The organism is Synechococcus sp. CC9902, from assembly GCF_000012505.1.
Lineage (GTDB): Bacteria > Cyanobacteriota > Cyanobacteriia > PCC-6307 > Cyanobiaceae > Parasynechococcus.
This window is the reverse complement of sequence record NC_007513.1, coordinates 1057680-1079161: the sequence shown is the minus strand read 5'-3', so window position 1 is coordinate 1079161 and position 21482 is coordinate 1057680. Positions and strand designations below refer to the sequence as shown.

The 21482-nt window shown below is 55.0% G+C and carries 21 protein-coding genes; 7 read left to right on the top strand and 14 right to left on the bottom strand.

What is annotated here, in order from left to right:
* Position 1 precedes the first annotated feature (1 nt).
* The 3 genes from SYNCC9902_RS05600 to SYNCC9902_RS05590 are packed head-to-tail and all read right to left on the bottom strand — an operon-like array spanning position 2 to position 2761.
* A complete protein-coding gene (locus tag SYNCC9902_RS05600) occupies positions 2–289 on the bottom strand; it encodes a hypothetical protein (RefSeq protein WP_011359910.1) in 288 nt (95 codons plus the stop codon).
* Positions 286–2325, bottom strand: a complete 2040-nt coding sequence (uvrC, locus tag SYNCC9902_RS05595) for an excinuclease ABC subunit UvrC (protein WP_011359909.1) — start codon at positions 2323–2325, stop codon at positions 286–288. The genes SYNCC9902_RS05600 and uvrC overlap by 4 nt, the downstream gene beginning before the upstream one ends.
* Positions 2279–2761 carry a flavin reductase family protein gene (locus SYNCC9902_RS05590; RefSeq protein ID WP_011359908.1) on the bottom strand — a complete coding sequence of 161 codons (483 nt, stop codon included), beginning with the start codon at positions 2759–2761 and terminating at the stop codon, positions 2279–2281. Before SYNCC9902_RS05590 ends, uvrC begins: the two co-directional genes overlap by 47 nt.
* 71 nt (positions 2762–2832) lie before the next feature.
* On the opposite strand from SYNCC9902_RS05590, the gene coaD reads away from it, so the two are divergent.
* Together coaD and SYNCC9902_RS05580 are read left to right on the top strand one after the other, a co-directional pair.
* The gene (gene coaD, locus SYNCC9902_RS05585) at positions 2833–3324 is read left to right on the top strand and encodes a pantetheine-phosphate adenylyltransferase (protein ID WP_011359907.1); all 492 of its coding nucleotides are present in this window, start codon (positions 2833–2835) and stop codon (positions 3322–3324) included.
* A gap of 1 nt (position 3325) precedes the next feature.
* On the top strand, positions 3326–4258 hold the full coding sequence (locus SYNCC9902_RS05580; protein ID WP_011359906.1) for a hypothetical protein: 933 nt from the start codon (positions 3326–3328) through the stop codon (positions 4256–4258).
* Here SYNCC9902_RS05580 and dacB read toward each other — a convergent pair.
* The 5 genes from dacB to dapF form a co-directional block, all read right to left on the bottom strand.
* Complete coding sequence (gene dacB, locus SYNCC9902_RS05575; RefSeq protein WP_041424982.1) at positions 4203–5525, bottom strand: D-alanyl-D-alanine carboxypeptidase/D-alanyl-D-alanine endopeptidase; 1323 nt, start codon at positions 5523–5525, stop codon at positions 4203–4205. The two genes, SYNCC9902_RS05580 and dacB, sit on opposite strands and share 56 nt — an antisense overlap.
* On the bottom strand, positions 5525–6034 hold the full coding sequence (locus tag SYNCC9902_RS05570; protein WP_011359904.1) for a DUF4330 domain-containing protein: 510 nt from the start codon (positions 6032–6034) through the stop codon (positions 5525–5527). The genes dacB and SYNCC9902_RS05570 overlap by 1 nt, the downstream gene beginning before the upstream one ends.
* 61 nt (positions 6035–6095) lie before the next feature.
* Positions 6096–6812 (bottom strand): DUF1995 family protein, encoded by a 717-nt coding sequence (locus tag SYNCC9902_RS05565; protein WP_011359903.1) that lies wholly within the window; start codon positions 6810–6812, stop codon positions 6096–6098.
* A gap of 12 nt (positions 6813–6824) precedes the next feature.
* Complete coding sequence (locus tag SYNCC9902_RS05560; protein WP_041424980.1) at positions 6825–7997, bottom strand: cysteine desulfurase family protein; 1173 nt, start codon at positions 7995–7997, stop codon at positions 6825–6827.
* Entirely contained in the window at positions 7984–9051 is a 1068-nt protein-coding gene (gene dapF, locus SYNCC9902_RS05555) for a diaminopimelate epimerase (protein ID WP_011359901.1), read from the bottom strand. Before dapF ends, SYNCC9902_RS05560 begins: the two co-directional genes overlap by 14 nt.
* 27 nt (positions 9052–9078) lie before the next feature.
* Between dapF and SYNCC9902_RS05550 the strand changes: the two genes are divergently transcribed.
* On the top strand, positions 9079–9300 hold the full coding sequence (locus SYNCC9902_RS05550) for an Hfq-related RNA-binding protein (RefSeq protein WP_041424978.1): 222 nt from the start codon (positions 9079–9081) through the stop codon (positions 9298–9300).
* 46 nt (positions 9301–9346) lie between these two features.
* Positions 9347–11962, top strand: a complete 2616-nt coding sequence (leuS, locus tag SYNCC9902_RS05545) for a leucine--tRNA ligase (RefSeq protein WP_041425385.1) — start codon at positions 9347–9349, stop codon at positions 11960–11962.
* Between the two features lie 97 nt (positions 11963–12059).
* Here leuS and SYNCC9902_RS05540 read toward each other — a convergent pair whose 3' ends face one another.
* Positions 12060–13658, bottom strand: coding sequence for a glucose-6-phosphate isomerase (locus SYNCC9902_RS05540; protein WP_011359899.1), 1599 nt, complete (start codon positions 13656–13658; stop codon positions 12060–12062).
* 115 nt (positions 13659–13773) lie between these two features.
* Between SYNCC9902_RS05540 and SYNCC9902_RS05535 the strand changes: the two genes are divergently transcribed.
* Complete coding sequence (locus SYNCC9902_RS05535) at positions 13774–14547, top strand: hypothetical protein (RefSeq protein WP_011359898.1); 774 nt, start codon at positions 13774–13776, stop codon at positions 14545–14547.
* A gap of 24 nt (positions 14548–14571) precedes the next feature.
* Here the strand turns inward: SYNCC9902_RS05535 and SYNCC9902_RS05530 are convergent, their stop codons facing one another.
* The 3 genes from SYNCC9902_RS05530 to SYNCC9902_RS05520 are packed head-to-tail and all read right to left on the bottom strand — an operon-like array spanning position 14572 to position 17535.
* Positions 14572–15498: an N-acetylmuramoyl-L-alanine amidase gene (locus tag SYNCC9902_RS05530; RefSeq protein ID WP_011359897.1), complete on the bottom strand. Its 927-nt coding sequence runs from the start codon at positions 15496–15498 to the stop codon at positions 14572–14574.
* Positions 15480–17177: a PDZ domain-containing protein gene (locus SYNCC9902_RS05525; RefSeq protein ID WP_011359896.1), complete on the bottom strand. Its 1698-nt coding sequence runs from the start codon at positions 17175–17177 to the stop codon at positions 15480–15482. Before SYNCC9902_RS05525 ends, SYNCC9902_RS05530 begins: the two co-directional genes overlap by 19 nt.
* A 1-nt stretch (position 17178) precedes the next feature.
* Positions 17179–17535 (bottom strand): hypothetical protein, encoded by a 357-nt coding sequence (locus SYNCC9902_RS05520; RefSeq protein ID WP_011359895.1) that lies wholly within the window; start codon positions 17533–17535, stop codon positions 17179–17181.
* Positions 17536–17650: 115 nt separating this feature from the next.
* Between SYNCC9902_RS05520 and purN the strand changes: the two genes are divergently transcribed.
* Complete coding sequence (purN, locus tag SYNCC9902_RS05515; RefSeq protein WP_041424976.1) at positions 17651–18211, top strand: phosphoribosylglycinamide formyltransferase; 561 nt, start codon at positions 17651–17653, stop codon at positions 18209–18211.
* On the opposite strand, the gene argC is transcribed toward purN, so the two are convergent.
* The gene (gene argC, locus SYNCC9902_RS05510) at positions 18202–19275 is read right to left on the bottom strand and encodes an N-acetyl-gamma-glutamyl-phosphate reductase (RefSeq protein ID WP_011359893.1); all 1074 of its coding nucleotides are present in this window, start codon (positions 19273–19275) and stop codon (positions 18202–18204) included. The genes purN and argC overlap by 10 nt on opposite strands.
* Positions 19276–19413: 138 nt before the next feature.
* Here argC and ribBA point away from each other — a divergent pair, with 138 nt between their 5' ends.
* Positions 19414–21015 carry a bifunctional 3,4-dihydroxy-2-butanone-4-phosphate synthase/GTP cyclohydrolase II gene (ribBA, locus tag SYNCC9902_RS05505; protein ID WP_198001772.1) on the top strand — a complete coding sequence of 534 codons (1602 nt, stop codon included), beginning with the start codon at positions 19414–19416 and terminating at the stop codon, positions 21013–21015.
* Between the two features lie 14 nt (positions 21016–21029).
* Here ribBA and SYNCC9902_RS05500 read toward each other — a convergent pair whose 3' ends face one another.
* The gene (locus tag SYNCC9902_RS05500; RefSeq protein ID WP_011359891.1) at positions 21030–21473 is read right to left on the bottom strand and encodes a peptidylprolyl isomerase; all 444 of its coding nucleotides are present in this window, start codon (positions 21471–21473) and stop codon (positions 21030–21032) included.
* Between the last annotated feature and the right edge of the window lie 9 nt (positions 21474–21482).

The window sequence follows — 21482 nt, the reverse complement described above, 5'->3', positions numbered from 1 at the left end:
GTTATCCGTCTTCTCCCGCCAATCGACAAGCTCGCCGTCCAAGGGATGTGGCGTAGGCACGATCGACCTGCCCATCAAGGGGACTCAGCATTCCAGCTTTGCAATTCATGGTGACTTTTTCGCGGTGACCTTGTTGGTCACTGATCTTGAGAACCAACTGCCAGTGGTTCTTGGCGCTTCGCGTGATCCCCTCAGCACAAACTGGACCAGTGCAGAGCCCTGGAGAAGCCAAAGCGGGGGGAGTCCAGCAAAGCCAGAGCGCAACACAGCAGCACAACAGTCGAATCATGCGGAGTGCTCCAGTTGTTCTCCTTCTAGTTGAGAGGAGGGCAAACCGTCGTTCTCGTCGGTGGGATGGAAGAAGTTGAAAATATCCTGAGCAAGGACTGGACCAACACCAGGCGCTTTTGAGAGTGTGTCGACCGAGGCCAGTTGAATGGCATCGATCGAATGAAAATGCGACAACAAATCCCTGACACGCTTCGCGCCCAAACCAGGAATATCCGACAAGCGAGAGCGTTTCATCCGTTCGCCTCGCTGTTGCCGATGAAAACTCACGGCAAAACGGTGGGCCTCATCCCGGAGTCGACGAAGCAACGCAACTCCCAACTGATCAGCTTCACTCTCAAGCGGTTGACTTTCCCCAGGAAGGAACACCTCTTCCCTCTGCTTTGCGAGGGAGCAAACATTTAAATCGTCATGGAGATTCAGTTCTCGGAGAGCCTCCATGACAGCTGAAAGCTGACCCTTGCCGCCATCAATCATCACGAGATCGGGCCAATCGTTCAGACCATCCGTTTGAAGGGCACTACCTCCCTTTTGACGCAAAGCTCCCAGATCGAGCCCATCAGCTTTTGCTCGTGCCCAGCGGCGAAACCGCCTTCGCATAATTTCTGCCATGGCCATGAAGTCATCGCTGTGCCCTGCACGGATGCTGCTGCTCTGGATTTTGTATTTGCGGTAATGCTGTTTCGCCGGCAAACCATCGATAAACACCACCTGGGAGGCCACAGCATCACTGCCTTGGATATGGCTGATGTCGTATCCCTCAATTCTCCGAGGAGGAAGTGGGAGGTCAAGAAGTTGAGCCAAGTCTTCTGTGGACAAGGCTTGTTGCTCTTGACCTTGCTTGGCCCGAAGCAACTCAAATTCAGCATTGCGCTGAACCAGTTCAATTAAGTCGGCTTTTTGGCGGCGCTGGGGGCAATGAATTTGAACTTTGCGTTCACGTTGCTCAGTGAGCCATTCCTCCAGCAATGATTGTTGAGGTAGTGGGTGCTGAACAAGGAGCTGGGGTGGAACTTCCACCGCATCGACTTGGCTGTAATGCTCCTCAATGACGCGTTGCAAGATCAGTCCAGGAGAAAGACCAGCCGCATCGGCTGTGTAGCCAAGCCGTCCGACAAGTTTTCCGGCGCGCATCTGAAACAACTGAACTGCAGCGAGCCGCTCATCACAGGCCAACGCAAGGACATCACGACTGACCGATGAGTCGGGGAGGCTCATCTTCTGATCAGCTGTGAGTTGATCTAGCCCCTGAAGTTGATCGCGTACACGGGCCGCTGATTCGTAATCCGTACGATCAGCATATTTATGCATTTGTTCCTGCAAGAGGTTCTGCAATTCATCACTTCGACCTTGAAATACCATCGCCACTTTGCGCAAAGTTTGGTGATAATCGTCGGAGCTAATTTTTTCCTGACAGACCCCAGGGCAGCGGCCAATGCTGTAATTCAAGCAAGTACGATCCTGATGCAACGGCCTTGGTCTTTGACGCAATGGGAAGACACGCTTAACAAGAAAAAGCGTGCGGCGCAGCAGTCCTACATCAACATAAGGTCCATAGAAGCGATCTAATGGGCTCCTAAAACGTCGACGTCGAGTAATAAAGATACGCGGATAAGATTCACTCCAAGTAATGCATAAATAAGGATATTTTTTGTCGTCCTTTAGTAATACATTAAAATGAGGCTGATGATTTTTTATGAGATTAGATTCAAGGGCAAGAGCCTCTGCCTCGCTATCTGTAACGATGAATTCAATCTCACAGACCTGCCGAGTCATCAGCCGAATGCGCGGCGACAGATCGTGACGGCTACGAAAATAACTACGCACTCGACTGCGCAATGTTTTCGATTTGCCGACATACAAAATCCGGTCATCACCATCACGCATGAGGTAACAACCGGGTTCAGCAGGAATATCTTTTAAGCGTCGTTCCAAACGCTCCGGCTGAGTGAGGAGAGGCGTCCCTGAGATCGAGTCAGCCAAGGGTTGATCAGCCGCCGTAGTTCCACCCCGTTGAAGCCAAATTGAGGGCCTCACCGTCTGCAATCAAACGGGCCGACTTCACCGCACCCACGAAAACGGTGTGATCACCGTGCTTGAGCGAGCCAACCAGTTCACATTCAACGCCGCCAACAGCATCGTCCAGCAACGGAAGTCCGAGTTCCCCTTCGGTGAAAGGTGCAGCTTCAAAACGACCGCCCAAGCCTTTCTGAGGCTTAAAGAACACCGCAGCCAAATCCTTTTGGTCGGCCCTTAAGACGTTGAGCGAGAAGCGTTTGGTGGCCTCAATGATGGCGTGGCTACTGCTATCGGCCCGAACACCCATGACGACCAAAGGCGGCTCAAATGAACCCTGGGTGACCCAACTGGCTGTAAAACCATTCACATCATCACCATCCCGCACGCCACAAATAAACAGTCCATGGGGGATTTTGCGAAGCAGAACTTTCTTGGCGTCGGTATCGAGGCTCATGGCACCCAAGCTTTCTTAAAAATCTAGGCAGCGATCAGCTGCATAGGATTCGATCACCGTCAACTGTGCCAATGCGGGCGCTCTATCCCGGCAGCTTTGACCCCCTCACCAATGGTCATATGGACCTGATCGAACGGGCTGCGGTCCTTTTCGGTGACGTGATCGTTGCCGTTCTGGGCAATCCAAGTAAAAAACCGGCCTTCAGTGTCGAAGAGCGGATCAGGCAAATCCGCTCTTCGACGGCCCATCTCCAGGGTGTTGAAGTGGTCAGCTTCGATGGACTCACCGTGAACTGCGCCAAAGAGCACAGCGCTGATCTGATTTTGCGGGGATTACGGGCCATGAGCGACTTTGAATACGAACTTCAACTGGCGCATACCAACCGCTCCCTCGACGACACTCTGGAGACGGTTTTTATGGCAACGTCCACCCAACACAGTTTCCTGAGCAGTTCAGTCGTCAAAGAGGTGGCGCGATTCGGTGGCGCGATTGACCACATGGTGCCCAAAGAGGTGGCGCTCGACCTCAACAGGCTCTTTAATTCAGCTTTCTTACCCCACTGAGATGGACGACGTGCGGCTCACCGTTCTCGATCAGCTTGATCAGCTCGAGGAGGTCGTACTGGAAGGCAGTCGTCTCCCGTTTACTGGTGGGCGACTGGTGAACGAAGGGGATGCCGTCGAGGTTCTTGATGCCGTACGGGAAGCTCTTCCAAAGGAAATTGAGAGGGCTGGAAAACTGATTGAACGCCGGGATGACTTCATCAATACGGCGCGGCAGCAAGCCGAAGAAATCGTTCAACAGGCGCAACATCAACGGGAGCAGCTCGTCAATAGTGCAGCGATTCGGCAAGAGGCTGAGCGTCAGGTGAATGACCTCCGCGATCAAACCCGTCAACAGTGCGAACAGCTTCTTCAAACAACTCGCCAGCAAGGGGCCCGTTTTGAGCAGGAGGTTCAAGCCAAAATCGCTGAACAGGAGCAGATCTATGCCGCCCGCCGGCAGCAGCTCGAACAGGAGGCCCTGCAGCGTCGTCAAGAACTAGAGCAGGAAGTTGTTGAATTACGCCGTCAGGCCGCGGAACAACACGACATCAATCGAGCTCAAGCGCAGAAAGATTTAGAAGCCATTCGCAATGAAGGATTGCGTCTTCAAAAGGAAGGTCGTGATGAAGCCGAGCGCATCCACAACGATGCACTGCAATTTCGGCAGCAAACTCAACAGCAGTGTGAAGCGCTGATTCATCGCAGCCGTCAAGAAGCTGCTGGAGTGCAAGACGGCGCTAACCGTTATGCCGAACAAACCCTGGGAGAGTTGGAAGCACGACTCAAAGATATGGCTCAGATCGTCATTGGTGGCCGCCAGGAATTGGTCAAAATCCAATCAATTCGTTCGGACTTGGGATCCAAGCAGTCGAATCCAGCTCAAGCCGCTGCACCGATCAATCGCGGACGCCGTTCATCCTCTCGATTCCGTTCCATGAAGGGCAACGGCTAATCCGCTGACTCGCTAACAGCACATCCCCCATCACGGCGAAGGGGGCGGAACCGCCGTTCGAGATCATGCTCACGTAACGGGGGCCATGCTTGGTTTCAAGAACCCCTGAGATCGATCTCACCCCAGACAACGTTCCTGTTTTTCCCCAAAAACGTCCATAAAGCGTTGTGCTTCCAAATCGTTTTCTGAGCGTTCCTCGTTGACCTGCGATCGCCATCGAGGCTTGGTAGTAGCTACCCAATGGATGCTGTGCCATGCGCCAAAGCAGGGTTGAAATGGCTCGAGTGGTCAGACGATTGCCACGGGACAACCCACTCCCATCACGGATGCGAACGCCACCCATCGGAACACCCTGGGCTTGAAGCCAACGGGTTGTGATCAATGAAGCCTGTCCAAGATCCCAGCTGTTCGCTGCTTCCCGCATCAATACTTCTGCCGTGAAGTTATGACTTTCGGTGTTGGCCAGGCTGAGCAAGGCATGCATGGGAGCCGACTCTTCGCGATGCAAAACAACACTTTTCTCATCAACACTTTCCTCAACAAAACTTTCTTCAACAAAACTGTCTTCGACACTGTCGTGATCCTGCAACTCAAGCTGGACTTGCCCCCCCTGGCGGCGAATCGCCAAATCCAGAACCTGCTGCAATCGAGCTGCAGGGTTCATCACGGCCATGTAAAGCGCGTTACTGGTGAGCGCTAACCGGGTGATGGGTGCCCCGTAGGCATAAGAACGATCGGCAGGATGCCAATCGCTGGGCCACCAACGCTGACGAGGTTCCTCGCGAACGACCAACTTGACCGGCTGCGTTGAGACCGATGGTCGACGGGAGCCACCCTGACCGAGGGCAACCATCGCGATGCGTTGCACCTCAGCGACGCTCAAATCGGGATCCCCTTCGCCGACCAGCTCCAAGGTGCCATTGGGATGGCGAAGAAGCTCGGTGCGTAAACGAAAGTCCGGACCAAGACGATCAAGGGCAAAAGCAGTGCTGACCAGCTTTTGGTTTGAAGCTGGAATCCGCGCGAGTCCTCCATTGAGATCAGCCAGAGCTTGACCGCGGTCGTCGAGCACACTGATGCTCCAGGCCCGACTTTCGGATCCCACTGAAGCCTCCACTGATCTTTGGAGGGCTGGGCAGAGCGGTCCCATTCCAAGCAGAGCACGACCTTGACGTTGTTGAACGGGCGGAGGCGCTAACAACGGCTGGGCAACAGCTCCAGTGACGTTGAGCGAAGACAACAAAACCAGGGCCGTGAAGCGTCGCATCACGGAAGGGTGATCCCGCTGACCACGCCACGGAAGCTGTAAAGCCGTCCTTGCAGATCCACCGGCACGCCAATTTTGAGCTTGGTGCCGCCAAAGACAACACCTGACGCAGCAGCTTCAGCGTCGGCCTTCAACACAAAACGAACATGAAGCCCTTGGGACTGATTGGCAATGTCTGCTTCAACAATTCGGCCGTCTGGTTGCACAGCCATCAACGGCTGGGTGACATTCACCACATCCACGAGTTCAACACGTCCCGCCGGTTGATTGCGAATGACGATATTCACTCGGCCTTCTTCACGAATCGACTGAAGCAAGAGCTCGGGCTGAGCCAATTGCAGTTGCCGGACATCCACACTCACCCCAACCGGTTGCATCGCCCCTGAGGCCTTGGCGATGGCTTGATTCAGCTTTGGCGACCACACCACACCGACGAGAGCCAGGCATGCAATGACTGCCGCTACACCATCGATAGGCGACAGGTTGCGAAGCCAATTGAGGCGAGTCATAGATCCCCACGGGGACACGAACCCTATAGACAGTCGGAGCAGCAATCAAGCTGAATTCCGATCAATTTTGTAGACCATCGAGAAAGCGATCGACGCTTTTGAGCTGCTGCTTCAAGCCATCTGGATCCTCACCGGCCAAAACAGCAGAAATCGTTTCAGGATCTGGTCGCGTCTCGAACGACGACAGTGGGCGATATCCGTCCGGATCCAAGCGAAACAACTGCCAGTTCTCCGGATAAGACCTGAGTAGGGCGCCTCCCTCCAGCGGTTGAAGCCAATACGCCTGCAGCCAAGTGGCAACAAAACCCTTTCGTCGCTCCCGGGCCACGCTGCCAATCCCCACGGCGGCATCTTCCAAGCGGCCGTTGAGCATCACCACCGGGCCGGCATGGCCATCACACACCGCCTCAAAATCGTCGTAATCAGAAGGCTGTGGACCAATCGCCAACAGAACTCGGGTATCAGGAGTACTCGACTCCTTCCGCTTCAGTTGATTGAAATCCATCGTGACGGCGCTGAGGTCGTCCGCATCGCGCCGCGCTAAGGCCGCAGCACCCGCATCCGGCCACACAACTAAAACTGGACAATCCTTCGCCAACAGGGCGCGGGCAAGCCTGAGTGCAACAGGAAGAACCCGCAAATTTTCGAAGCGGAGATTGGCCGACCATCGACGCGCAGCACCCGAGGCGAGTGCTGCTATCACTGCATTCTGAAGTTGTGCTTCTGCCATCAACAAATCAGCTGGCAGGGAGCTTGTTGTGTCTTCGGACGATGTCATGACAAAAGCATCTCAGGAGAGCGCGCGCTGAGCGTCCAACACACGTTCAGGAACTTGTTTCAAAGCCTTGTCATCCAACCAAGGACCGAGGGTGAAGCGCAAACCCGACTGACGCCAAGGTTCAGGGACATTCATTGCGGTCAAGACAGAACTGTCTTGTCGCTGTCCTGAACGACAAGCACTTCCACTACTGCAAGCCACGCCACGACGGGCCAACTCTCGAACCATCGCCCGCGCAGAAAGGGGCTGCCCCCCTGCAGACCCGACCAGAACAGCGATGTGATTTGGCGATCGCTGCGTGACATTCGGGCCCAACAACGACAAACCCTGTATCTCTAACAGCTCTTGGAGTAGGTCATCCCGTTGTCGCCGAACATCAGCTCCAGAGCCTGGTGGGACCGTATCGCCACTCAGGTGATACGCAGGGAGTACGGATAGGGCCTGAGCCATCCCAGCAATCAGAGGTAAGGCTTCCGTTCCCGAGCGCAAGCCAAACTCTTGCCCACCTCCCCCTTGAACCGGAGACAACGAAAGGTTCGAACGTCGGATTAGAAGGCCAATCCCACGAGGGCCTTGGAACTTATGGGCCGACAGGCTGACCAAGTCGGACTGAAAATGATTGAACTCAGGACAGCCCTGTGGAATCAGCTGTGTCGCATCGCTGTGGAACGTGATGCCACGGGCACGGCACGCCTGTCCCACCACGTCCGTTGGCTGAAGTGCACCGACCTCGCTCTGGGCAGCAATCAGCGAAACCATGCGAGTCGGTTCGGCCAATAGCTCCTCCAGGCACTCCAAACGAATCAGACCCAGCGCATCAACAGGCCAGAACGCAACAGTCCAGCCCTTGTTTTTCAATTGATTTGCAGCGGCCAAAACTGCCGGATGTTCCACCCCAGACACCACGATTCGACCGGGAGTGAGCTTCGCCGCTGAACCAACAATGGCGAGATGGACGGACTCTGTGGCGCCTGAGGTAAAAATCAGCTGATCTGGCACCACCGCGAAACGTTGCGCGAGCTCCCAGCGCAACCGCTCCAGCAACTCAGCAGCCTTCACACCTGTGTTGTGCAAACTGCTGGGGTTCCCCCAAGCCTTTCGCTGCGCCTCAACAATGGCCTCAATCACATCCGACCGAGGCGGAGTGGTTGCAGCCGCATCCAAATAGATCTCAGCTTCCACCACGTTCAAAGCGGGAGCGTGTGCGCTGCTCTAAAGAATCGCTGGCCAGGTTCAACATCGAGTCCAATGACGTGTCGTTGAGAAACGCTTGCACCTTGGCCAGTGCTGCCGCCTCATCCTCCAGCGAAGCAGGAGATGGGGTCTCGACAGGAGTGTTTACGTCGGGAACTTGAACCATCGATTCCGAAGGAGATGGGGCGGGCACCAATTCCGGCGTGATTACCCCATCGAACACGGCTTCAGCGGGCCCAGTCATCAAGACAGATCCACTACGCCCAGGCCAAGAAATCAGCAGAGGTCCTCCAGGAAGCATCACTTCGGCCTGCTCGTCAGCAAGGTCGAGAAGAACAGCTGCAACCAGCGTGGCGCAGGCACCCGTGCCACAGGCGAGGGTCGGGCCAGCCCCCCGTTCCCAAACACGTATTTCCAATCGGTCACGGGCATGGACCTTGAGGAAATGAACATTGGTCTTGGCGGGAAAAACGGGGTGCACTTCCAAGGCAGCCCCCCACACCTCAAAGGGAATTCGGCTTAGGTCTTCGACCGGAACCACCACATGGGGATTGCCCATTCCGACGGATGCAACATTGAGAGGAACTCCATCGATCTCGAGCGCCCCTCTTGGTAGCCCAGCCAAAGGTTCAAGGGTGGTGGGGATCGACGCAGACTCCAAAAACGGCGCGCCCATATCCACCCGCAACTGTCCATTCGTCATCAACTCAGGGCGAATCATTCCAGCTGGGGTCTCAATCGCCCATCGGCAACCTGGAGCCTCTCCATCCGTGTCAGCCAGATATCGGGCAAGGCAGCGAATGCCATTGCCACACATCTCAGCTTCCGTGCCATCTGCATTAAAAATCCGCATCCGCAGATCACCATCGGCCTGAGGCGGGAGAGCCAAAATCACACCGTCACCACCCACACCAAAGCGTCGATCACAAATTCGACGAACCCAGTTGGGGTCTGGCTCTGCAACAGCAAAATCCAGCTGACCCTGACGACCCTCAAGAATCAGGAAGTCGTTGCCAAGACCCTGATATTTGCTGAACTGCAGCATGCTCCCCCTACGTGTGTTCTGAATTTTATGGAGACCACGCCCCTTGATCCAAGTCTTCCGGGTGTGCGGATGCTGCAGAACTGGATCCGCGAAGGCCTCGCAGTCAGCATCGCTGTTCTTGATCAGGAGCGCATCGAGGGCCGACTGATTTGGCAAGACCCTGAGTTTCTGGCCCTTGAACGTCTCGGCTCTACACGTCCTGTTTTGATCGCTCGCCGGCACATCACCTTGATTCGATCCATCGATTGATCAACAGGTGTATGGCACGATCGCAGCCAAGCCACATGCGGGTCCCGTGAACGCTGCCTCTTCTTCAGCTTCAGCTAACAACAGCCCGCAGGAGAACCGATACGACCCCTCGGCCCTTGAGCAGCGCTGGAGAGCCCGATGGAAAGACCAAGGGTTAGACACCACAGAAACCGAGTCCAGCAAACCGGGCTTCTTTGCCCTTTCGATGTTTCCGTACCCATCAGGAAGCCTGCACATGGGGCACGTGCGGAACTACGTGATTACTGATGTCATCGCGCGTGTTCAGCGGATGCGCGGGGATTCCGTTTTGCATCCCATGGGCTGGGACGCCTTCGGATTGCCCGCAGAAAATGCTGCCATCGAACGCAATATTGACCCCGGGGAGTGGACGGATCGAAATATCGACCAAATGCGAAATCAACTGGATCGGCTCGGACTGTCCATCGATTGGGATCGCGAACAAGCCACGTGCCACAGCGATTACTACCGCTGGACCCAGTGGCTGTTTCTCGAATTACTCGAAGGCGGACTGGCGTACAGAAAAAATGCAACGGTGAACTGGGATCCGGTTGATCAGACGGTGCTAGCGAATGAGCAGGTGGATGCCGATGGACGTTCCTGGCGATCCGGAGCACTGGTCGAACAACGCCAACTCAACCAATGGTTCCTCCGAATTACCGATTACGCCGAAGCCCTGCTGAACGACCTCGACAAGCTGAAGGGTTGGCCTGAACGGGTCCGCACCATGCAAGCCAACTGGATTGGGCGCTCAGAAGGGGCTGAAATCACATTCCAAGTGACTGGCTCGAGTCAACAATCCATCACGGTGTTCACCACCCGACCCGACACCTTGTCGGGGGCAAGTTATGTGGTGTTGGCCCCAGAACACCAATTGGTAGACGGGCTCACAACGGAAGAGCACCTGGCTTCCGTTGATCAGTTTCGAAAACAAGTGGCTCGCCTCAGCACGATTGAACGCACCAGTGACGAAAGGCCCAAGCAAGGGGTTGCCACTGGAGCCTGCGTCACCAATCCACTCACTGGCGAACAACTACCGGTCTGGATCGCCGATTACGTCCTAGCCGACTACGGAACTGGTGCGGTGATGGGCGTACCGGCGCACGACCAACGGGACATCCAATTTGCAAAGGCCAATGCATTACCGATCCGTCAGGTGATCGATGCCGAGGGTGCCAAAGAAGCGATCGATGCAGGAAAGGCGTGGACAGAGGCAGGAACGTTGATCAACTCCGGAGTGTTTGATGGCCAGCCCTCAAACCAGGGCAAAGGATCCATCACATCCCATGGAGAGACGGCCGGATGGGCCACGAGCAAAGTGACCTACAGACTGCGTGACTGGTTGATTTCAAGGCAGCGGTATTGGGGCTGCCCAATCCCCGTAATTCATTGCCCAACCTGCGGAGTTGTACCCGTTCCACGGGACGATTTGCCAGTGGAATTGCCGCGAGGCATTGATCTTTCTGGAAAAGGCGGATCACCCTTGAGCCAGCAGAGCGATTGGGTCAACGTGTCGTGCCCTTGCTGTGGTGGTGCCGCCAAGCGTGAAACCGACACCATGGACACCTTTATGTGTTCGTCCTGGTATTTCCTGCGTTTTGCTGATCCCCACAACACTGATCAACCCTTCAGCAAGGAGGCGGTTAGACGTTGGTTACCGGTGAAGCAATACGTGGGAGGCATTGAACATGCCATTCTCCATCTGCTGTATTCGAGATTTTTCACCAAGGCACTCCGAGATCGTGGCCTAATTGATATCGACGAGCCCTTCGAGCGTCTACTAACCCAGGGGATGGTGCAGGCCATTACTTATCGCAATCCGATCACTGGCAAATACATCGCAACAGCTGATGTAAGTGATCCCAACGATCCACTCGATCCGACCACTGGCGACAAACTCGAGGTGTTGTTTGAAAAAATGTCGAAGTCGAAATACAACGGCGTTGATCCAGCAGCAGTCATTGATCGATATGGCGCCGATACCGCACGCATGTTCATCTTGTTCAAGGCACCCCCCGAGAAAGATCTCGAGTGGGATGACGCTGATGTTGAGGGGCAATTCAGATTTCTGCAGCGACTCTGGCGTTTGGTTGAAAATGCTTCGTCAACGCTGACCGATCTAAATTCAACTGGATGTCCAGCAGATTTAACGGATCAGGAAGCCGATGTTCGTCGAGCCCTTCACTTAGCGATCGATGCAGTGAGTGATGATCTAAACGGTGAAATTCAGCTGAATACAGCAATTTCCGAGTTAATGAAGTTGTCGAACACGATCACATCATCCGGACCTGATCGTCTTCGTCCTCCAATCCTCCAGGAAGCATTATCTGGACTGATTCGATTGCTAGCTCCGTTTGCACCGCACATTGCAGAAGAGTTCTGGAGTCGTCTCGGTGGGGATGGCAGCGTGCATCAACAGAGCTGGCCCTCGGTGGATCCCAGCGCATTAATCCAAGACACCATTTCCATCGTGATTCAAGTGAAGGGCAAAGTTCGTGGAAGCATCCAAGCGCCAGCTGATGCAGACAAAGCGACTCTGGAGTCCATGGCACTGTCCAGCGATGTGGCCAACAAATGGCTTGAAGGAGCAACCCCGAAGCGAGTCATTGTAGTCCCTGGGAAACTTGTCAATCTTGTGCCCTGATTCATCTAGCAGGTCACAAAATGAAAGCCAGAACTACTACAAACAATCAAAACTTACAAACCAAGGATTACAAATTGTTCTTCTAGTAAGACAACCTTTAATCCTTACTGAAACGCATACCGGCTGGACTCGACCAGTCACCCTGTGCGTTGTACTGGCGCTTGTTACCAGTGAGATGCCGCATAATCCAAAAAATAGATTCATCACTACCGTCGTCGAGGACTTGCCGAATCTCAGACACGGTGCGAGGCACTCCATCCTGTAGAACCTCCTCAACACGTTGCTGCAAATCGAGAATGGCGGCTGCGGCCTTCTTACCAGCTTCGACACCAGGCTGGTGGTAAGCATTCACATTCACCAACTCGCCATAAAGTCCAACTGCACGCTCAAACAAAGCAACAAGAGCCCCCAGACGTCGTTCATCGAAGCACCGCATTGTGATCGTCATGTTTTGACGTCCACCTTCCGTCAGCGCTGAACGTGTGCCCTGCAAAAAGCCATCGAGAAAATCACCCGGACGCTCGTTTTTGATGACTGGAATGTCTTCACTGTCTTCAAGCTCTTCAATAAATGTAGCGAAGAAGTTATCAACGCCATCACGTAATTGTTGAACGTAAGCATGTTGATCGGTCGAGCCTTTATTGCCGTAAACAGCAATACCTTGATGAACAACATTGCCATCCCGATCAAGGCGCTTTCCGAGGGACTCCATCACAAGTTGCTGGAGATAACGACTAAAAACCTCCAGGCGATCGCGATAGGGGAGAACCACCATGTCTCGACGACCTTTCCCTTCTCCTGCCACGTACCAAGACGCTGCCATCAGCGCAGCCGGATTCCGACGGGAATCAGCCACTCGCGTGGCTTCATCCATCTGAGCCGCACCTGCCAAGAAATCTCTGATATCGCAGCCAATCAGTGCCCCAGGAAGCAAGCCAACGGCACTGGTGATGCTTGTGCGACCACCCACCCAATCGAACATGTCGAAGCGTTTGAGCCAGGCTTCCTGTTGAGCCTGTTGATCAAGCCGGCTGTTCAACATCGTGATCGCAACCGCTTGGCCAGCCCATTTACCTCCGGCGGCCTCCAGCTTTAAGCGGGCTTGCTCCATGCCGATATGAGGCTCGGGAGTTCCGCCGGACTTACTCACCGTCACCACCAAGGTGGTCTTGAAGCGACCCGCCAGACCGCCAAGAACGTTGCTCATCCCGTTGGGATCAACATTGTCGAGGAAATGAAAGGGGAGCCCCTGGTTGTTGTTCTTGAGCGCGCGAATCATCAAGGCCGGGCCAAGGCCACTGCCTCCGATCCCAATCCACAACACATCCGTAAACGGAACTCCGCTGGGTGCCTTGATCTCACCATGAACGACGCCACGACCAAAAGCCTCGATGTCATCGACTTCGCGGGCGATATGGGTCCGTAGGTCATCAGACGGAGCCAGTTGGGGATTCCGCAGCCAGTAATGCCCGACTTGTCGTTCTTCATCGGGATTGGCAATGGCGCCCGCCTCCAGCTCATGCATGGCGGTGAAGGCACGATCCATGGCTGGTTGCAACGCCTCAAGCTCAGAAGCATTGAGGTGCATTCGGCTCACGTCTAGCCACAACCCAAGATCGTCGTGATACCAGAGCAGATCACAAAACCGCTGCCATTGAATCTGAGCGTCGCTAGCGCTGAAATCCGGAAAGCTCACGGGGGAGTTGCTGCTGATATCTGCTGAAGCTATCCAGGATCTGACGAAATGCGCACTTTCTTGGACACCCCGGGTAGTTTCATCCGAGTTCCTTCGCATTTGGCTCGACTCCTCAATGCCTGATCGTCTGCGCTTTATCGCTGCAGGAGCCTTTGCCGCCGTTGTTATCGGACTGGGATTCCTGCGCACAACGCCAGGCATCGACATGCAACAAGGCCAAGTGCAATCGACGTTGGATGGGCATCCCAATCCTGCCGATTTCAGCGTTGAAGAATTGCAAATCCTCCAACGGAGATTCGGAGTTCACGGCCCCCAGACACCACTGGCCCAGCTCTTCACCGATGGAATGGATCAACTGCAGCCCCTACGGTTGCGCACCCTTGATCGCCTCCAAGCACTCAAGCCGGCCATTCTTCGCGAATCGGCACGGCATCGCGTGAATCCGATGTTGGTGACGGCGATTTTGTTCGATGAGATACAACATTCCAAACCTGGGGAGGGTTTGCCGTTTATTGCCCATTCGGGCTTGGTTAGAACCCATGGTCCTGCTCAAATCGGCATTAGTGAGCTGATTCATCAAAAGAAACTGCCCCCACAACCCACAGCGGAAGAAATTGCTTGGGCACGGGATCAGTTGTTGAATCCAGAACAAAACGTTCAGCTTTTGGCAGGAAAACTTCAACGGCTGAAGCGCGAAATAGGCCTCTCGCCCAATGGCGTGCTTCAAGCAAGCCGTTCCTACTTAGACGCCAAAGCAATTGCAACCCTGAGCTATCTACACAACGGCAAACTCGACTACCCAGCAAGGGTTTTGCGTTACATGCAGGATCCTGAATTGCATGGGCTGATCTATTCGCGGCGAGCTCCGGCTCGGGCACATTTCATTTAGGGGCGGTGAGACTGACGATCCAGCTCACGGAACACAGAGATCGCCCATTGCAGCAAGTCGAACCTGGAGGGCCGACCAATCGAAACTGCGCGGATCGGCTCGTTCACCGCCAATGTCCACGTGACGGTGGGTTGTCACTGACGTTGGTGGGAGATTGAACGCATCCATCCACCCGGCTAACACCAGGGCCAAGGCGTCGTATTGCTCAGACGAATAGCCGCTATGGCCAGAACGACCGTTGGCTCCATTGGATGGCGTTTCAAGGCTCAGATGGAGAGCGAAATTATTGACCGATCCTTTGAGCCGTTTGTTCGTGATGGCCCATTCCCCAAGAAAGGCTGAATAACCAGCTCCATAGGCGCGCATGAGTGGGTCCACCAAATCGAGCACACGACCATCGCGGCTGATAAGGGTGTGATAACTCACTTGGTCTTCATCTATGGGGTGCGGCGTTTGAAAGGTGTTCACCGCAGAACTCACGGAATACACGGTTTCATGCAACACAATCACCCGTGGAGAGCCATCGAGGCGTCGCCCAAAAGCGTCTTCGGTAAAACGCTTGCCAAAGTTGGTTGGATCGATGGGCACAAATGTGCGCCACGATCCCGAACGCTTTTGGAGAGAGAGCAGGCGGGATCGAATGCCTTTGTCGATGCTCGAACATTGGCGAGCCAACGGCGAACGCCACGAGCGGGAGAGGGGAGCGACAGGAACAGATCCAAGCGGAGATGGCTTGCTCCTAGCCCCCTTGTCTTCAGCCACCTGATCAAGTAATTCCAACAGCGAAGGGCGATCACCAGCAAACGAGAGCATCCGGCCATCAATCAGCAGCCAACCCAGACCGACCAAACCGACTGAGCCGATGGCAACTGCCGATAGAGCAGTTTTTTGATGACGTCGCAAAAACGAAAAAGGTTGCTCTCGGCAACGGTTCAGAAAATTTTGAACCATTGCTCTCGTAAAGCCAGCTGATCAGAAGACGCCTGAGGATCGACTTCCAATCGCCAAGTCTCAATGGCGGATTCAGGCTGCAGGAATGTTTCCTTCATCAAGCCCCGACGCACAAAAGACACTTGAACTTCAGAGGAGTTACGCATGAGATCAGCAACGGAGTCGATGCAACGGACACGGAAACCATTGATCGCCAAGATTTCGTCTCCAACAACCAAATCGGCCTTCATGCCTGGGCTGTTCTTCATGACCCGCTGAACCACCAGATCGCCGGCTGAAGCTTTCAGGGTCAAACCATGATGGGGGGCCTTTTGTGGAACGGCCTCCAAGCGCAGACCGATGAGCTCAGCAGATTTCTCCAGCGGAACCGCGTTTGTGTCATCAAGCCAGTGGTCCAGTTCTGCGGGTAGTCCGTTGTCCACTGATGCAAGCCACTGGTGGAGGTCGTCTCTGCAAAACCCACGATGGTGTTCGCCCAATGAGCTCCACAGATGGCGAAGCAACACGGGAAGGGATGTGCCGAAACTTCGTAGGCGGACGTCCAGACAAAAAGCCACCGCGGCCCCAAGGCGGTAATAGCTGATTTGGGTGTCGCGTGATGCTGGTGTGGCCTTGTACAGCTTCACCCAGGCCTCTTCTGCACTCATCGCTAGGGATTGAATCGACCGTCCAGGCGACATCAGCACACTGGACAGCTCCTCTCCGAAGTCCTCCAAAAGCATGGACTGATCTGTACATCCAGCCCTCAGTGGAAGAAAGAGGTCGTAGTAGCTCGTGATGCCCTCAGCGAACCACAACCCCTCGCAGATCACTGGTTGTGAGTAGTCGTAGGGGCGCAACTCGACGGGACGAAGCCGCCGAACATTCCACTGGTGCAGGTACTCATGGCCAATCAGCTGAAGCAACTGCCGGTATCCCTTTTTGCTGGCGAGGGCTGACCAATTGAATTGCAGAACGGCACTGTGGTCGTGCTCCAAACCGCCGTAACCCTTTTCGAGAAGTTGAAGAACCAGTTGGTAGCGATCCCCGGCGGGGGGAGGCGTCCCCATCAGATCGCAAGTGGCCTGGCAAACGCGCTCGATGTCCGACATGAAGCTCTCCGGCCAACCCGAAGGTGGAGCGCCAATTAAGAGAAGTTCATGCCGATGTCCATGAACGGTGAACGGTTTGACCGCAAACGGACCGGCATGCAACGGGGTATCGATCAGGGCATCGAAATCCTTGGCAAGCCAACCAAGAACTGACGATTCGAGGGGGAGATGCACTTGCCAGTGCGAAGGAGCTGACACCTCCAAGTGATGGGGCATCCAACGAAAGCCCTCGATCTCCATCGCCACTGAAGCCAGACTGAGGGAAGCAAAATCCGGGTCCAACAAGCCAGTCCGCACCGTGAGGTCCCGGGATTCAATCGCGTAGGTCAGAGTGAGCGGTTCAAGCGTTGTTAGCTCGCACACCCAACGACTCGGGGACAAACGACGAACCTTTTGAGCCGTTGAACCATTGCTCAGCCGAAGACTGTGAAGGTGTTGAGCGTGATCTCGAACGGTGTAGGACCCTGGCGTCCAAACGGGTAACTGAAGAATTTGGCGATTCCACTGGGGCGTCCACTCCATGTGGACCAAAACCGTCTGACTAGAAGGTTGGGTTAAGTCGAGTCGAATCCGAACCGAATCGCTCACATCAGTCCTGCAGGAGAGAAATAGCGGATGTTGTTAAGCGATCACTCTCGATCGTGATCTGATCGATGGCAAACAGCAGGGCATAGCGACGCGCCACCCGCTGAAGTCGTGCTTCCAGTCCAGTGTGCGAACTGATGCGTTGAAGGTCGCCACAAAGACAAATACTTCCATCGGCCTGACGTGACCAACCCAGGGGACGGCAGTCACCGCAATAGGCCACAAGGTCTGCGGGCACTGGGGCTGAACCGACATCATCAAGGCACCCACCGAACTGAACCTTGAAGCCCTCTTGGGCCAAGGCACGAGCCAAATAATCGAGCCGCGTGTAAACGGTGGGCAGGATGGAGAGATGGGACATTGACCAATCACCTGCTTTGACTGACCCTAGCCAGCAAAATCCGGCTGACCAGGCCCTTTTACATCCGTATTCAGATGGAGTGCCCTCCTTGATCCCCCCGCTAAGGATCGGAGTGATGGCCTCCGGCAATGGCAGCAATTTCGAGGCCATCGTCCAGGCCGTTCAGTCCGGTCGACTTGGGGCAGACATTCCACTTTTGGTGGTTAACAACAAAAACTGTGGCGCCCATCAGCGGGCTGATCGCTTCGGAATCCATGTCGAAGTGGTGGATCATCGTGACTTCCCGAATCGAGAAGCCCTCGATCGACAGTTGGTTGGCCTCTTTCAATCCCATCGAGTGGACGTTGTGGTGATGGCCGGGTGGATGCGGATCGTGACCGATGTTTTGGTGAATGCCTTTCCGGAACAACTGGTGAACATCCATCCGTCACTCCTACCAAGTTTCCGTGGACTTGATGCTGTGGGACAAGCCCTTCACGCGGGGGTATCTATTAGTGGCTGCACCGTGCATATCGTTACCGCCGACCTTGATGCTGGACCGATCCTTTCTCAAGCAGCGGTTCCAGTGCTCTCCAGCGATAACCACGCTTCGCTCGCAGAACGCGTGCAGAAACAAGAACACATTTTGCTGCCAGCAACCTTGCAGCAAAACGCTCACCGCTGGCGTCAAGGATAAAAAGGTTGCAAAGGCAGACCGGTATCCGGCGCCAAGCCCGCCATCAGATTGAGACACTGCACCCCTTGGCCCGCCTGCCCTTTGATCAAATTATCGATCGCACTCATCAACACCAATTGCCCTGTCCGATTGTCAACTTGAACGGAAAGAAGCGCTCGATTCGTATGCCGCACCCATTTTGTAGCGGGATAGGTGCCAACTGGAAGGACGGTGACACAGGGATGGTGCCGGTACACCGCGTTGATCACCGTTGTGCAATCTTCCGCTGTTAGCCCTGGATCCCTTAAGCGGGCATACACCGTTGAAAGAAGACCACGGACCATCGGAACCAGATGGGGTGTGAATTGAAGCTGGATGGTTTGGCCGGCGACGTCTTGAGCCATTTGCTCAATCTCGGACGTGTGGCGATGACCAATCACCCCGTAGGGAGCAATCGACTCGGAAGCTTCCGCCAGCAACATGGCTTCTTTGGGAACCCTCCCACCACCGGAGGTCCCGGTTTTGGCATCAATGATGATTCGGTCGGTATCGATTAACCCCTGCTTGAGGAATGGAAGAAGCGGCAACAAACTTGCCGTTGGGAAACAGCCAGGTGCCGCCACAAGCTTGGCTTCAGCGATGGCTGGTCCGTTCCATTCCGGAAGCCCATAAACCGCTTCACGACAAAGTTCAGCATCGGTCCGATTGAGGTTGCTGGCTTCCTGGGCGTACACCTCGAGCCACTGATCTAAGGAGCGATATCGGAAGTCTGCAGACAGGTCGACAACGCGAACGCCGCGATCGAGTAATTGCGGCGCTAACTGACAAGCAAGACCATTGGGAAGGCTCAGAACGGCGTAGTCCGCCACCTCAGCGATTCGGACTGGATCGACGGATTCAACGTAGGGATCGTCTGGCAGTGGCAAAAAGGAGCAGATGGAACTCCAACGACGCCCTGCACTGCGTTCACCTCCCAGATACGTCACGGAAAGAGACGGGTGTCCCTGCAATAAGCGGATGGTCTGAAGACCGCCATATCCAGAGGCTCCAATGACGGCGACACGCCCCCCAGACGTTGCCGCCATTTCAGCCATCGTTGACGGAGTGCTGCTTGGCATCGGGGAGCTCACTGAACGATCGATCGTACAGAGATCAATAATGGGGGCCAGTTCCGATTTTCCAGGCTCCTGAACCCCAGCTCCCCCGCTTCTTCCGACGACCCGATTCAATTCGACAGCATTGCGGACGCACTCGTGGCCATTCGCAATGGAGCCTGCGTGGTCGTCGTGGACGACGAGCAACGTGAAAATGAAGGAGATCTAATTTGTGCTGCCCAGTTCGCCACCCCAGAAGCGATCAACTTCATGGCAACGGAAGCCAGAGGATTGATCTGTCTCGCTATGGAGGGAGACCGGCTCGATGAACTGGACCTTCCACTCATGGTGGATCGCAATACGGATGCCAATCAAACAGCCTTCACCGTCAGCATCGACGCTGGTATTGAACATGGCGTCACCACTGGAATTTCAGCGGACGATCGGGCTCGCACCATTCAAGTTGCTCTCAACCCGTCAACACGCCCTGCAGATCTCCGCCGTCCAGGCCATATCTTCCCCCTCCGTGCACGCTCCGGGGGCGTCCTAAAGCGTGCAGGTCATACGGAGTCGGCTGTTGATTTATCCCTGTTGGCTGGCCTGAGCCCAGCTGGTGTCATTTGTGAAATTCAGAACACCGACGGCTCCATGGCACGGCTGCCAGAGCTCAGGGCCTATGCCGACCAATGGGGCTTAAAACTCATCAGCATTGCCGATCTGATTCGCTACAGACTTGAAAACGAGCGTTTCGTCAAGCGGCTAGCGCACGCCGAACTCCCCAGTCAGTTCGGCGCATTTCAAGCGATCGGCTACAAAAATGATCTCGATGGTTCGGAACACGTTGCCCTGGTGAAAGGAGATCCAGCGTCTTTGAAAGAACCGGTTCTGGTGCGAATGCACTCGGAATGCCTCACCGGTGATGCTTTCGGATCACTGCGCTGCGACTGTCGTCCCCAACTCGAGGCGGCGCTTCGCCAGATCGAAGCCGAGGGAGAAGGCGTCGTGGTTTATCTGCGACAGGAGGGACGCGGCATCGGCTTGATCAACAAACTGAGGGCCTACAGCCTTCAGGACGGTGGACTGGACACCGTTGAAGCGAATGAGCGATTGGGTTTTCCCGCCGACCTGCGCAATTACGGGGTTGGAGCACAAATTTTGTCCGACCTTGGAATCCACAGGTTGCGCCTACTCACCAACAATCCACGCAAAATTGCTGGATTGGGTGGATACGGACTGCAGGTGGAAGAACGCGTCCCCCTTGTGATGGATGCAGGAGACCACAATGCCGATTATCTCGCTGCCAAGCGAGACAAACTTGGCCACTTACTTGAGGCAGATACGCCTTGCACCGTGTTGGCCATGGCGGTTCACGGGCAACCTGACACCTGGCCACAGGTGCGTCGACAGGTCGAGTCAGTGGCGCACGAACATGGATTTCAAATGGATGCGCTCCATGAACCAAGGCTGCTCGCCCTTTGGGACAGACCGCAATTCGTTTGGAAAATCAAGCCTGGTGATCAGGATCCATACCAGTTAATCCAAGCGTTGGCGAAGGTATCGAGCACGAAGGCCTTGGGCCTCATGCGCGTTCCCAGCGAGCGGATGGCACTTCACCCACCCCAAACATTGGAACGCCTCGATCGAGACCTCTCAGAATTGGAGTCGGATCAGAGGGCTGGCCTGATCCAGACCAGCCCGGTGTTGTTGTTTTGGCGTCAAGGACAACAATGACGCCAGGCAGGCGATCAGCTGTCTTGGATCGTGACTTTGTTAATGCGTGCGCCGTTGTTCAGCTTGAGAACGACGTCCATATTTCCGGTGAGACCAAAAACGGTATGAACACCATCGAGGTGTGGCTGTCCCTCGTAGCAGATGTAGAACTGTGAGCCTCCAGTGTTGCGACCGGCGTGGGCCATCGCAAGGGTTCCAGCCTGGTGCTTTTTCGAGTTGATCTCACAGTCGATCTGATAGCCAGGGCCGCCGGTGCCCGCCATTCCCTTCGACCCTTCACGACTGTTAGGGCACCCACCTTGTGCCATGAATCCAGGAATCACACGGTGAAAAGCGAGGCCGTCGTAGAAACCGTCTTTTGCCAATTTGACGAAGTTAGCGACTGTTTTTGGCGCATCAGCTTCGAAAAGCTCGAGCTCAATCTGGCCTGCTTCGGTGTCCATCAGGGCCTTGGTCATGGTGGCGCG